General features: G+C 64.9%; 10 protein-coding genes and 2 riboswitches. Of the genes, 2 read left to right on the top strand and 8 right to left on the bottom strand.

The genetic code is table 11. The features are described from left to right. Positions 1–53: 53 nt before the first annotated feature. Together BUA05_RS10230 and BUA05_RS10235 are read left to right on the top strand one after the other, a co-directional pair. Positions 54–896, top strand: coding sequence for an NTP transferase domain-containing protein (locus BUA05_RS10230; protein WP_072674792.1), 843 nt, complete (start codon positions 54–56; stop codon positions 894–896). A 24-nt stretch (positions 897–920) separates the two neighbouring features. Beyond that, entirely contained in the window at positions 921–2252 is a 1332-nt protein-coding gene (locus BUA05_RS10235) for a lipopolysaccharide biosynthesis protein (protein ID WP_072674794.1), read from the top strand. Here the strand turns inward: BUA05_RS10235 and gcvPB are convergent. The 8 genes from gcvPB to metH all read right to left on the bottom strand — a co-directional run bounded on the left by gcvPB (position 2249) and on the right by metH (position 12804). Beyond that, the gene (gene gcvPB / locus BUA05_RS10240; RefSeq protein WP_072674796.1) at positions 2249–3805 is read right to left on the bottom strand and encodes an aminomethyl-transferring glycine dehydrogenase subunit GcvPB; all 1557 of its coding nucleotides are present in this window, start codon (positions 3803–3805) and stop codon (positions 2249–2251) included. The two genes, BUA05_RS10235 and gcvPB, sit on opposite strands and share 4 nt — an antisense overlap. Further along, a complete protein-coding gene (gene gcvPA, locus BUA05_RS10245) occupies positions 3802–5178 on the bottom strand; it encodes an aminomethyl-transferring glycine dehydrogenase subunit GcvPA (protein ID WP_072674798.1) in 1377 nt (458 codons plus the stop codon). Before gcvPA ends, gcvPB begins: the two co-directional genes overlap by 4 nt. 53 nt (positions 5179–5231) lie before the next feature. Continuing rightward, positions 5232–6059 (bottom strand): Cut8/STS1 family protein, encoded by an 828-nt coding sequence (locus BUA05_RS10250; RefSeq protein ID WP_072674800.1) that lies wholly within the window; start codon positions 6057–6059, stop codon positions 5232–5234. Beyond that, positions 6056–6427 (bottom strand): glycine cleavage system protein GcvH, encoded by a 372-nt coding sequence (gene gcvH / locus BUA05_RS10255; protein ID WP_072674802.1) that lies wholly within the window; start codon positions 6425–6427, stop codon positions 6056–6058. The genes BUA05_RS10250 and gcvH overlap by 4 nt, the downstream gene beginning before the upstream one ends. A 4-nt stretch (positions 6428–6431) precedes the next feature. Further along, a complete protein-coding gene (gene gcvT, locus BUA05_RS10260; protein ID WP_072674804.1) occupies positions 6432–7589 on the bottom strand; it encodes a glycine cleavage system aminomethyltransferase GcvT in 1158 nt (385 codons plus the stop codon). A 64-nt stretch (positions 7590–7653) separates the two neighbouring features. Continuing rightward, positions 7654–7767: riboswitch (glycine riboswitch) on the bottom strand. After that, positions 7768–7865, bottom strand: a riboswitch (glycine riboswitch). A 78-nt stretch (positions 7866–7943) separates the two neighbouring features. Further along, positions 7944–8894, bottom strand: a complete 951-nt coding sequence (locus tag BUA05_RS10265) for a sulfite exporter TauE/SafE family protein (protein ID WP_072674805.1) — start codon at positions 8892–8894, stop codon at positions 7944–7946. Between the two features lie 3 nt (positions 8895–8897). Next, positions 8898–10091: a serine hydrolase domain-containing protein gene (locus BUA05_RS10270; protein ID WP_072674807.1), complete on the bottom strand. Its 1194-nt coding sequence runs from the start codon at positions 10089–10091 to the stop codon at positions 8898–8900. 31 nt (positions 10092–10122) lie between these two features. Beyond that, positions 10123–12804 carry a methionine synthase gene (metH, locus tag BUA05_RS10275; protein WP_072674809.1) on the bottom strand — a complete coding sequence of 894 codons (2682 nt, stop codon included), beginning with the start codon at positions 12802–12804 and terminating at the stop codon, positions 10123–10125. Positions 12805–12896: the final 92 nt, after the last annotated feature.

The following is a 12896-nucleotide window of genomic DNA, read 5'->3' on the forward strand; positions in this document are numbered from 1 at the left end:
ACATCCCTTCGCGCTTGGCTTTTGCTGCCCATTGCGGCTAAAGGCCGCGCGTTATGGGGAACGACATCAAGGTGACCGCGCTGGTAATGGCGGGCAAGCGTTCGGGCGTGCTCGATCCACTCGCCGAACGTGCCGGCGTCTCGCAGAAGGCGGTGGTGCCGGTCAATGGCACCCCGATGATCGAGCGTGTGGTGGCGCAGGTTGCCGCGTGCCCTGCCGTGGGCGCGATCCGCGTGGTCGCGCATGACGAGGGCGAAATCGCCCGCCTGCCGACCATCGCCGCGCTTATCGCAGAAGGCCGCCTTTCTATGGTAGAGGGCCGCTTCAACATCGTCGACAGCGTGTTTGCCGGGGCGCAAGGCGCGGATTTCCCGCTGCTGATCACCACCGCAGACAACTGCCTTGTCACCCCGGAGGGATACGCCGAATTCATCGCCAAATGCCTTGAAGCGGGCGCGGGCGGCGCGGCGGCACTGGCGCGGCGCGAGGATGTGCAGGCTGCCGATCCGATCGGCCAGAAACGCTTCTACGAATTCCGCGACGGGGCCTATTCCAACTGCAACACCTATTGGCTCGGCAGTGCGCAGGCGCTCTCCGCCGCCGAGATCATGCGCGACGGCGGGCAGTTCATCAAATATCCGCGCCGGATCATCAAGGCCTTCGGGCTGGTCAACCTGATCCGTTTCCGCATGGGCTGGGGTTCCAAGGAAAAGCTGTTCGCGCAGATCTCGCGCCGCTTCGGCTTCAAGCTGGTGCCGGTGGTGCTGGCAGACGGGCATTACGCCATCGACGTCGATAATCAGCGCACGCTGGATGTGACCGAGAAGATCCTGAGGCGCCGCGAGGGTGATCGCAGCGGCGGTGCAGCCGCACCGAACCCGGCGGCCTCTGGCTGATCTGGCCAGAGCCCACGAACACGCATGAAACGGCTGTTTTCCAACATGGGCTGGCTGCTGGGCGGGCGCGGCTTCAACGCTGTGCTGAGCCTTGCCTACCTTGCGCTTGCGACGCGGGCGCTGGGCACGATCGGGTTCGGCCATTTCGCGCTGATCGTGGCGCTCGGGCAGACGATAACGGGCATCGCCAATTTCCAGACCTGGCAGTTTATCGTGCGCTGGGGTGCCAATGGTGCCGCTGGCGCAGACGCAGGCGGCAGCATTGATCCGGCCAGCGCGGCTGAGGCCACTGGCTTTGCGATCGCGCTCGATCTGGTTTCGGTGGTGCTCGGCGTCGCGCTTGCAAGCGTGGTGGTGGCAAGCGCGCCTTACTGGCTTGAGGTGCCGCCTGACCTGTTATGGCTGGCCTTCGGCTATTGCGTGATCTCGCTCGCCGCGATCCGCACCACGCCGACCGGGATCCTGCGGCTCCATTTCCGCTATGCCAGCGCGACCGCGGCCGAGGCGGTGCAGCCGGTGATCCGCGCGCTGGGCGCTGGCCTCGCCTTCGTCCTGATGCCGACCGTCACGGGCTTCATCATCGCCTATGCCGTGGCCGAGGTTGCGGTAACCATCGCGCTGTGGCTGGTCGCCGCGCGCGTCCAGCCGATGAGCCTGCGTGCCGTGAGCCTGAAGGCCATCCCCGCACGCCACAAGGACGCATGGCGCTTCGTCGTCTCGACCAATCTTTCGGGCAGCCTTTCGATCGCGGGCAAGCAGGTGATGATCCTGCTGGTCGGCACTTTCGGCGGCGCCGCACTGGCAGGCGGTTTCCGGGTCGCGAGCCAGCTCGGTCAGGCACTCGTGTCGCTGGCGCAAACCGTGTCCAAGGCGATCCTGCCCGAGCTTGTCCACGCGCGCGAAAACGCGTTGGAGATCGCGCGGCGCATGGCCAATATCGCGGCGGTCGGCGGGGTGATCGCAGTGGTCACCGCACTGGTGTTCGGGCGCATGGGGCTGGAACTGATCGCGGGCGAGGAATTCGGCCTGTTCTACTGGGCGATGGTGATCCTTGCCATTGCCGGTGCGGTCGAACTGGTCGGCGCAAGCCTTGAATCGCTGCTGGTCTCGGCCGGAAAGGCGCACATCGCCTTCATCGTGCGTGCCGTGCCGACGGTGCTGGCATTGGTGCTGCTCGATGCGGCGATCGACTGGAACGGCGCCAAGGGCGCGGCCTTCGCGATGCTGGGATCCAGCAGCCTTGCGGTGATCGGCTTCTATGTCGCGATCCTCAACCTCAGCCAGATCCGGCTGGTGGTCGAACCGGAAGAAGAGAGCGGGACGGACACAAAGCCCGTCCCGCCTGCAAACCTCTAGCCTTCGAACGCCAGCTTGGGCTTCCGCGCCGCCGCCGTTTCATCCAGCCGCCGCCGGGGCGCATAGTAGGGTGCTTGCTTCAACCCTTCGTCCCCTGCCAGCGCGCGTTCCACCACAGCGCGGAAGGCGGTGATGAACTGGTCGATCGCCGCCTTGCTTTCGGTCTCGGTCGGTTCGACCAGCATCGCGCCGTGGACCACCAGCGGGAAATAGACCGTCATCGGGTGATAGCCTTCATCGATCAGGCCCTTGGCCACATCGAGCGTTGAAAGCCCGCCGGTGAAGTCCTTGTCGCCAAACAGCGCCTCGTGCATGCACGGGCCCGAGCCTGCAAAGGGCGCGTGGAGGATGTCTTCCATCGAACGCAGGATGTAATTGGCGTTGAGCACCGCGTCCTCTGCCACCTGCTTCAAACCATCGGCCCCATGGCTGAGCATGTAGGTCAGCGCGCGGGTGAACATGCCCATCTGGCCGTGGAAGGCTGTCATCCGGCCAAACGACGGCCCGCGCTCCTCGCGGTTTTCTTCCTCGACGAGGTAGAACGTCCCCGCATCGTCCTTGCGCACGAAGGGCAGCGGGGCGAAGGGCGCGAGCGCTTCGGACAAGACCACCGGCCCCGACCCCGGCCCGCCGCCGCCATGCGGGGTGGAAAAGGTCTTGTGCAGGTTGATGTGCATCGCATCCACGCCAAGGTCGCCGGGGCGCACCTTGCCGACGATGGCGTTGAAGTTGGCACCATCGCAATAGACATATCCGCCCGCTTCGTGGACAGCATCGGCGATTTCGCGGAAGTCCTTTTCGAACAGGCCGCAGGTGTTGGGATTGGTAATCATCACCGCCGCCACGTCCGGCCCGAGCCGCGCCTTCAAGGCCTCGACATCGACCCGGCCTTCGGGCGTCGCGGGAATATCCTCGACCCGGTAATTGGCGAAGGCGGCGGTAGCCGGGTTGGTGCCGTGGGCGCTTTCGGGCACCAGCACCACTTCGCGCGCATCGCCGCGCGCTTCGTGTGCGGCGCGGATGGCGAGGATGCCGCACAGCTCGCCGTGGGCACCGGCCTTGGGGCTCATCGCAACAGCGGGCATGCCCGTTAGCGTGCACAGCCAGCCGCCCAATTCGCTGATGACTTCCAGCGCGCCCTGCACCGCATTCTGCGGGCTGAGCGGGTGGACATCGGCAAAGCCCGGCAGCCGCGCGATCTTCTCGTTGAGGCGGGGGTTGTGCTTCATGGTGCACGAACCGAGCGGGAAGAACCCGAGATCGATCCCGTAGTTCTGGCGGCTGAGGCGCGTGTAATGACGCACTGTCTCCGGCTCGGTCAGCCCGACAAGGCCGAGGGGCTCGCTGCGTGCAAGACCGGCAAGACGGGTCGGCGCATTCACATCAACCGGCGGCAGATCAACCCCGGTCACCTCCGCGCGGCCAATCTCGAACAGGAGCGGTTCTTCGAGCATCAGCGCACGGTTGCCGGTGGTGGTTTGCGGGCCACTGTGCATCCCGTCTTCGGAAACGATCATCGCAGGCTTCCAGCCGGATTGGTTGGGAGCGTTCATTGCGCAGACTCCTTGATGCTGGCTTCAAGCTCGCGGGCGAGCACCTCGATATCGTCTTCCGTGGTGGTCTCGGTCACGGCGACAAGCAGCGCGTGCTCCAGCGCCGCCACACCGGGATAGAGCCGCCCGAGCGACACCCCGCCGAGCACACCGCGGTCCGCCATATCGCGGATGATCTCGCGCGCGGGCTTGCCCCCCAGCATCAGTGTGAATTCGTTGAAGAAGGCGGTGTTGAGCACTTCCACACCGGGCACCTTGGCCAGCCGGTCGGCAGCGAGGCAGGCGAGGCGGTGGTTTTCCGCCGCCAGTTCGCGCAGGCCGCGCTCGCCCAGCAGGGTCATGTGGACGGTGAAGGCGAGCGCGCAGAGGCCCGAATTGGTGCAGATGTTGCTGGTCGCCTTCTCACGGCGAATATGCTGTTCGCGGGTGGAGAGGGTGAGCACGAAGCCGCGCTTGCCCTCGGCATCGGTGGTTTCGCCGCACAGCCGGCCCGGCATCTGGCGCACATGCTTGGGATCGCGCACCGCGAACAGGCCGAGGTAAGGCCCGCCGAATTGCAGGCCGACACCCAGAGACTGGCCCTCGCCCACCACGATATCCGCGCCCATTTCACCCGGTGACTTGATCGACCCCAGCGCGACGGGTTCGGTGTTGACCACTACCAGCAGCGCGCCCTTGGCATGGGCGGCTTCGGCCACCGGAGTAAGGTCGCTGATCCGGCCGAGAATATCGGGGTATTGCACCACCACGCAGGCGGTGTCCTCGTCGATCCGCGCCATCAGGCCATCCAGATCGGGTTCGGCGGTGATCGCGGGTTGCGCATCGGCGATTTCGTCGCCGGTGAACTTGGCCATCGTCTTGACCACCTCGGCATAATGCGGGTGGAGCGCGCCCGACAGCACCGCACGCTTGCGGCGGGTCACGCGGGTCGCCATTGCCACCGCTTCCCAGCACGCGGTCGAGCCATCATAGAGCGAGGCATTGGCCACCGCGCAGCCATAGAGCCGCGCAACCTGCGTCTGGAATTCGAACAGCATCTGCAAGGTGCCTTGCGCGATTTCCGGCTGGTACGGGGTATAGGCGGTCAGAAACTCGCCGCGCTGGATGATCGTATCGACGCTGGCGGGAACATGGTGCCGGTATGCGCCCGCGCCGAGGAAGAACGGCACTTCGCCTGCCACCAGATTCTTCGCCGCCAGTTTCTTCATGTGGCGTTCGACCGCCATCTCGCTCGCATGCATCGGCAAATCGCGGATCGGGCCGTCAAGACGGGCGATTTCGGGCACGTCGACGAACAGATCATCGACTGTCGCAGCACCGATCTTTGCCAGCATCGCTGTCCGGTCGGTATCGGTCAGGGGAAGGTAGCGCATGGGGGAGGTGTCCGTGGCTGGTGTGGGTTTGGGGGGCGGAGGGGTTGAAAAGGTCAGGCGGAAGAAGGGGAAGAACCGGCAGCGCTCAGCTGGACCAGATCCGCAAGCGCGCCGGCAAAGCGCGCCGGGCCGGTGTGCGAAGTCCGCATCCATGGCGCGGCCCAGATGCGATATCCGGCATCACGGGCGCGATGGCAGAAGGCGTAATCATCGGACATCAGATGCCCGGTTTCTGGGTGAATGAGTGGCTGGAACAACGCGAAGAGATCGCCCTCGATCTGCCCGTCCATCATGTCCTGCGGATCGGGCCGAAAGCGCAGTTCGGGGTAACGCTGGCACAGGTCGGTGATCACGTTGCGCCGGATCATCATCAGGCCGGTGCCGATCCGCGCCACTTCAAGCGGCTGGTCAACACGCACGCCAGCAGCCGGATCGAGCGGTTCGAGCGCGAACACCCCCGAAAACCGTTCAAGCTCGGCAGGATTGGCCTTGCCCAGCCCTTTTTCGCAGGCTGAGGCCACCAGCTTCCAGTTCACCCGCCGCTTGGGACAGGGCGCGCCGACCACCGCCAGCCGGTCGTCCGCCTGCATCTGATCGATCAGTGTCAGCACCTGTTCGGGCACAAAGCCGATATCGTCGTCGACGAACAGCAGATGGGTTGCCGAAGAACGCAGGAATGTGCCCAGCAGGATGTTGCGCACCCGCGTGATCGAGGCATTATTGCTGAGATAGGCGAAGGAGCAATCGATCCCGCGCTGCTGCGCCGCGCCGATCAGGCCGATGATCGAACGCAGGTAATCGGCCTGCGCCCCGTCATAAAGCGGGGTCGCAACCATCAGGCTGCGCACCTTGGTGATCGTGACGGGCGGCTCACCGGTCATAGCGAGGCGACGAAGTCCTTGTAGGCGGCGTCGTCCATCAGCCCTTCAAGCTGGCTGCTATCCGCCATAGTCATGCGGAAGAACCAGCCGTCGCTTTCGGGCGCGGAATTGACCAGCGCCGGGTCTTCCTCAAGCGCGGGGTTCACCTCGGTCACTTCACCGGTGATCGGCGCATAGACATCGGATGCGGCCTTGACGCTTTCGACCACGGCGGCATCCTTGCCCGCTTCGATTGCGGTGCCGACGGCGGGCAGTTCGACAAAGACGATGTCGCCCAACTGCCCCTGCGCATAGTCGGTGATGCCGACCGTCGCGACATCGCCGTCGACGTCGATCCATTCATGTTCATCGGTAAAATAACGCGGCATCGGATCAGCTCCCTCGGAAATAGTTGTGCGGGACAAAAGGCGTGGGCGTAACCGTCGCGGCGAGGCGCTTGCCCCGCACTTCGACGTCGAGCGCGGTCCCGTGCGGGGCATGCTGGCTGGCGACATAGGCCATCGCAATCGGCGCTCCGAGCGTGGGCGAGAAACCGCCGCTGGTGACGATCCCGATCTTCTCGGCCCCGGCGAACACCTCGGCGCCTTCGCGGGCGGGCAGTCGGCCATCGAGCTTCAGGCCAACCCATTTGCGCGCCGTGCCCTGGTTGATCTCGCGGATGATGCGCTCGGCACCGGGGAAGCCGCCGCCCCCTTCTTCAACCGGCCTGCGGCGGCGCTTGTTGATGCCGAAGATCAGGCCCGCTTCGATGGGCGAGGTTTCGGGCGACATGTCATGGCCGTAAAGCGGCAGACCCGCCTCCAGCCGCAGCGAATCGCGCGCACCAAGGCCGATCGGCTTCACCTCCGGCTCGGCGCAGAGCAGGTCTGCGATTTCGGCGGCGGCATGAGCCGGGAGCGAGATTTCGAACCCGTCCTCGCCGGTGTAGCCCGCCCGCGCGATGGTGACGTCATGGCCCGCCAGCGTGAAGCGGCCGAACTTCATGAAGGTCAGCGCCTCCACCCCCCGCACATGCCGCGTCAGCGCCTCGGCCGCCTTAGGCCCTTGCAGCGCCAGCAGTGCGTAATCGTCCATGTGGTTGAGCGTGATGTCATCCGGCAGCGCCTCGCGCAGCGTGCCGATATCGTCCCACTTGGTCGCACCGTTGACCACCAGATAAAGCGCATCGGGCCAGCGCGAGACCATCAGGTCATCAAGCACGCCGCCATCCTCATCGAGCAGCAGCGAATAGCGTTGCTGGCCGAGCTTCAGTGTGGCAAGATCAATCGGCAGCACCGCTTCGACTGCGGCATCAAGGCCGGGGCCGGACAGCAGCAACTGGCCCATGTGGCTGACATCGAACAGGCCAGCGCTTTCCCGCGTCCAGTTGTGTTCGGCGACGATCCCCCCGAACGGGCCGGTGTACTGGATCGGCATTTCGTAACCCGCAAAGGGCACCATCCGCGCGCCCTTTGCCCGGTGCCACGCATCAAGCGGAAGCGCATCAAGCGGCAGGTCTTCGACATGGTCTTCGGCATCGTGATCGGTCACTTGGATTCATCCCGGCAGCAGAAAGTCGGCAGTCCGACGAGGCTCTTGCGAGCACCGCCACGATCCTGCCCCCTCTGTCGGGTGACCTGAGAGACTGGACCCTCGCAGCAAAGACGCGCGAGGGGCTTACCCCTTCGGTGGCTGCGGATGTTCATCCGAAGCGCTTTCCAGAGTGTCACGCAGCCGAGCGGTCCGTTGGCCTGAGAGTTTCCGGGGCGGTTGCTCCTTCGGCGCCTTTGCCCCGCAAAGGGCATCGGGCTCTCCCGCTCGCCTGCCCGCACGAGAATCACTTCGCGCGCGGAAGACCCATCAGCCCTGCGCGAAATGCTGCACCGCGTCAATCGGGCCACGCCCCTATTTCGCGTTCAACCACAGCAAATACAGCGCCGAGAGCACGATCCAGCTGCCGTCGAGCGTCTTTAACCGCTTTGCCCCCAGCCACAGCGCGATCGGACGCGCAAGGAATCCCCCCACCGCCGCCGCCGGCGCGGCGAGCAGCACCACCTCCCACAGGATCGTACCCGCACCGATATGCCAAACGACGCCGCTGATGCAGCTGACCGCCGAGATCACGCAGGCCGCGCCGGTGCACAGCAGCACCGGGTAGTGGCGGATGAACAGGTAAAGCGCGACCAGTTCCCCCACCCCCACCGAAAACAGTGCGGTCAGCACGCCGCCCGGCACCGCCAGCGCCAGCAGCACGATCAGATCGCCGCGCGCCAGCTGCGTCCGCTCAGATCGGGCTGCGTTGACAGTCCAGGTCGCGGCGATCAGCGCGCAGCCGAGCAGAATCGAGAACGCCTTGTAGGCATAGAGCACATCGCGCTGATCGAAGGTGGTCAGCCGCTGGGTCGCCAACAACGCAGGCAGCGAGAACGCCAGCACTGCCAGCACCACTGTGGCGAAATCCTTGAGCCGCACCTGCGCTTCCAATGGGCCCGGCACAGGCTGGTGCAGCAGCCGGTCGGCCCAGCGCAGGCTGCCCATGCTCATGCCGAAGCTCTGGATGCCCATCGACACGCCGACCACCGCCAGCGGCGAAAGGCTCATCACGCCCAGTTCGCGCAGGGCGTTGAACACAGGCACGAACACCACCCCACCCCCGGTGCCGGAGGTGTTGGCAATGATCGCGCCGATAACGCCGACGCCGGGCAGGAACCACAACTTCGCGAGCAGCGCCGGATCGGCAGGCGCAAGCGCCCACAGTGCGGCATAGGCAGCGAACAGAACCGCGCCGCCTGCCCATACGATCCGCCCGGGCGGAACCGCACCGCGCACTGTGGTGGCCTCGGCCAGCGTGGTCACGACCTAGCTGTCACCTTCGGCCCGCAAGGCTTGCGCACGCTGCATCAGCGCCTTTTCGCGGGACGTGAACCCGCCGGTATCCTCGCCGCCCGCCGGGGGCGGGACTTCGGTGATGAAATAGACAAATCCTTCCCGGCGGACGGGATCGATCCAGAGTCCGGATTGCAGCCCATAGGCCTCGCCCGAATGGCCCAGCCGGACGCGTTCATCGCCGAACAGGTCATCGAGGCAGCCCCTATGCGGGGCCGGGATCAGCTGCATCGCAAGGCCATAGGCGCAGAAAAACTCCTGCCTGTCATCGCGATCCGCACGAAAGGGGCCAAGGCGGGCTGCGAGCATCGTGTCATCTTCATCCCCCTCGCCCTCGGGCGTTAGCAACGCCTGCCCGATCCGCGCCAGATCCATCATCCCGATCCGCACCCCGCCCTGTGGCGAGAAGACCGAGGCATTGGTGCCGGGGACATAGGCATCGAGATCGCAGGCGACACCTTCGGCAACCGGGACGGTGCAATTGGGCGGCAGGTCTTCCGGCGCGTCGCGCGCGACTTCCCCGGTGTCGCGGTAGAGCGTCACCGCGCGCGCCTGCATGTCGGCATCGCAGCCCACCCAGTTGAGGCAGGCCTTCACCGCCAGCGGCGCGAATACCAGCCGTTCGACCAGCCGGTCATAACGTTCGCCGCTTGCCGCTTCGAGCGCGGTGGCAACGATGGGCGAGCCGAGATTGGCATATTCGAACGCCGCATCGCCCGGAGCGCCGGTCTCGCGCCACGCCGCAGGGTCAGTGACCTTGGCCTCGAGACTCTCGCCCAGCGGGATGATGTAGCCTGCCGCGTCCGACAGCCCGGCGCGGTGCGACAAGATGTGTGTCAGGGTGACGGGCGCATCGGGGTGATAAGGCGAGCGCAGCTGCCAGCCGAGATAGTCCGACACGTCGCGGTTCAGATCGAGCTTGCCCTCGTCCACCAGCCGCAGCGCGGCGATCGCTATGATCAGCTTGGAAATGCTGGCGATCCGCACCGGATCATTGGCTTCAACGGCGCGACCCGTTTCCTTGTTCGCCAGGCCTTCGACAATCAGCGAACGGCTCGATTCGTCATCGAAGGCGACAACGACTGAAGCGGGCGGGGCTGCATCCTGCGCGGCGGCAGGAGCGAGCGGGGCGAGAAGCGCGAAAGCGACAAGGAAGCGGCACAGCATCCCCGCCTTATTCCCGCAAATCCCCGCCCGATCAATCAAGGTTGGGCCTGAGCCAGCGTTCGGCCGTCGCCAGATCGATCCCGCGCCGCGCGGCATAGTCCTCCAACTGGTCGCGCCCGACGCGGGCCACGCCGAAATATTGCGCCTCCGGATGGCCGAAATAGAACCCCGAAACCGCCGCTGTCGGCCACATGGCAAAGCTTTCGGTGAGGGTCAGACCGGTGTTGGCCGGCGCATCGAGCAAATCGAACAGGATCGGCTTGAGGCTGTGATCGGGGCAGGCGGGGTAGCCCGGCGCGGGGCGGATGCCGCGATATTCTTCCTTGATCAGCGCCTCGCAGGTGAGCTGTTCGCCTGGCGCATAGCCCCACAAGGTGGTGCGCACGTGCTGGTGCAGGGCTTCGGCAAAAGCCTCGGCAAAACGGTCGGCCAGCGCCTTCAGCAGGATATCGGAATAATCGTCCTTGTCCGCCTGGAACCGCGCCGAATGCGGGTCGATCCCGTGGATGCCGACCGCAAAGCCGCCGATCCAGTCGCCATTGGGGTCGATGAAATCGGCAAGGCACATATTGGCCCGATCACGCGATTTCTTCACCTGCTGGCGCAGCATCGGGAGCCGCGCGCTGTGCTTTCCGTTCGCCTCGAGCGAAGTCGAGAGACCTTGCACCGGTGTCTCGACTTCGCTCGACACGAACGGCGAAAGGACAATATCATCCCCATCGCGCCCGCAGGGCCACAGGCCCGCCACGCCGCGCGCGGTGAGCCATTTTTCGGCGATGATCTGATCGAGCATCGCATTGGCATCGGCGAATAATTGCGTCGCGGTCTCGCCCACCACCTCGTCGGTGAGGATCGCGGGATAATTGCCGTGGAGTTCCCAGGCGCGGAAGAACGGGGTCCAGTCGATGAAGGTGCGCAGGTGTTCAAGGCTCCAGTCGGGGAACACGTGCACACCCGGCTGTTCGGGCGGGGCGGGTTTTTCCGCCATGTTGGCGGGGAAGGCATTGGCGCGCGCCTCGTCCAACGACAGCAGCGCGCTCACCGTCTTGCCCGCGCGGGCATCGCGCACGCCGATATACTCGTCCTCGACCTCGGCGACGTAGCTATCGCGCTGGGTGTCGGACAGCAGCTTTGACGCCACCCCGACCGCGCGGCTCGCGTCGAGCACATGGATCACCGGGCCTTCGTAAGCCGGGTCGATCTTCAGCGCGGTGTGCACCTTCGACGTGGTCGCCCCGCCGATCAGCAGCGGCATGGTCATCCCGGCGCGCTGCATTTCCTCGGCCACGGTCACCATCTCGTCGAGCGAAGGGGTAATCAGGCCCGACAGCCCGATCATGTCGGCCTTGTTGTCATTGGCCGAAGCAAGGATCGTCGGCCACGGCACCATCACGCCGAGGTCGATCACGTCATAGCCATTGCACTGCAACACCACGCCGACAATGTTCTTGCCGATGTCGTGCACATCGCCCTTCACCGTGGCCATGATGATCTTGCCCTTGGCCTTGCGTTCCTCCTCGGGGAGCAGGTCTTTTTCCGCCTCGATATAGGGGATGAGATGGGCGACGGCCTTCTTCATCACGCGGGCCGATTTCACCACTTGGGGCAGGAACATCTTGCCGGAGCCGAACAGATCGCCGACCACGTTCATGCCGTCCATCAGCGGGCCTTCGATCACTTCGATCGGACGGCCCCCGCTTGCGGCGATGGCGGCGCGCATGATTTCGGTATCGTCGACGATATGCGCGTCGATCCCCTTGACCAGCGCATGTTCGAGCCGCTTTTCCACCGCCCAGCCGCGCCATTCCTCGGCGGCTTTCTCGTCAGCGACGCTCTTGCCCTTATAGCTTTCGGCAAGGTCGATCAGGCGCTCGGTCGCGTCTGATCGGCGCATCAGGATCACGTCCTCGCAGGCATCGCGCAGGGCGGGGTCGATCTGGTCGTAGACGTCGAGCTGCCCGGCATTGACGATCGCCATGTCGAGGCCCGCCGGGATCGCGTGATACAGGAATACCGAGTGCATCGCGCGGCGCACGGTTTCATTGCCGCGGAAGCTGAATGACAGGTTGGACAGGCCGCCGCTGGTCTTGGCATGGGGGCACTGGGCCTTGATTTCCTCGACTGCTTCAATGAAGTCCAGCCCGTAGCGGTTGTGTTCCTCGATGCCGGTGGCGACTGCAAAGATGTTGGGATCGAAGATGATATCTTCGGGCGGGAAGCCCTCTGCGACCAGCAGATCATAGGCGCGCTTGCAGATTTCGATCTTGCGCTCTTTGGTGTCCGCCTGCCCAACCTCGTCGAAGGCCATCACGACCACCGCCGCGCCGTAATCCATGCAGATGCGCGCCTGTTCGAGGAACTGCGCCTCGCCTTCCTTCATGCTGATCGAATTGACGATCGGCTTGCCCGAAACGCATTTCAGCCCGGCTTCGATCACGTGAAATTTCGACGAGTCGATCATCACCGGCACGCGCGCGATGTCCGGTTCGGCGGCGATCAGCTTGAGGAACGTCGTCATGGCGTGAACCGCATCAAGCAGCCCTTCGTCCATGTTCACATCGATCACCTGCGCGCCGTTTTCGACCTGCTGGCGCGCGACTTCGACGGCAGCGGCGTAATCGTCCGCCATGATCAGCTTCTTGAACGCGGCACTACCGGTCACATTGGTGCGCTCGCCGATATTGATGAAGCGCGAGGAGGAGGTCTGGGTCATAATCTCGAATGCTCAATTTCCGTTCGTGCTGAGCTTGTCGAAGCACGGCACCTTCTTTTCTGACCCCGTGCCTGAAGAAGGACGGTCCTTCG

Source organism: Erythrobacter sanguineus (assembly GCF_900143235.1).
GTDB classification, from domain to species: Bacteria; Pseudomonadota; Alphaproteobacteria; order Sphingomonadales; family Sphingomonadaceae; genus Erythrobacter; species Erythrobacter sanguineus.

Excerpts from the sequence above, each read along its gene's own strand:
- BUA05_RS10250 (WP_072674800.1), bottom strand. The coding sequence starts at position 6,059 with ATGACCGGTGAGCCGCCCGTCACGATCACCAAGGTGCGCAGCCTGATG.
- BUA05_RS10235 (WP_072674794.1), top strand. The coding sequence starts at position 921 with ATGAAACGGCTGTTTTCCAACATGGGCTGGCTGCTGGGCGGGCGCGGC.
- gcvH (WP_072674802.1), bottom strand. The coding sequence starts at position 6,427 with ATGCCGCGTTATTTTACCGATGAACATGAATGGATCGACGTCGACGGC.
- metH (WP_072674809.1), bottom strand. The coding sequence starts at position 12,804 with ATGACCCAGACCTCCTCCTCGCGCTTCATCAATATCGGCGAGCGCACC.
- BUA05_RS10270 (WP_072674807.1), bottom strand. The coding sequence starts at position 10,091 with ATGCTGTGCCGCTTCCTTGTCGCTTTCGCGCTTCTCGCCCCGCTCGCT.
- BUA05_RS10230 (WP_072674792.1), top strand. The coding sequence starts at position 54 with ATGGGGAACGACATCAAGGTGACCGCGCTGGTAATGGCGGGCAAGCGT.
- gcvPB (WP_072674796.1), bottom strand. The coding sequence starts at position 3,805 with ATGAACGCTCCCAACCAATCCGGCTGGAAGCCTGCGATGATCGTTTCC.
- gcvPA (WP_072674798.1), bottom strand. The coding sequence starts at position 5,178 with ATGCGCTACCTTCCCCTGACCGATACCGACCGGACAGCGATGCTGGCA.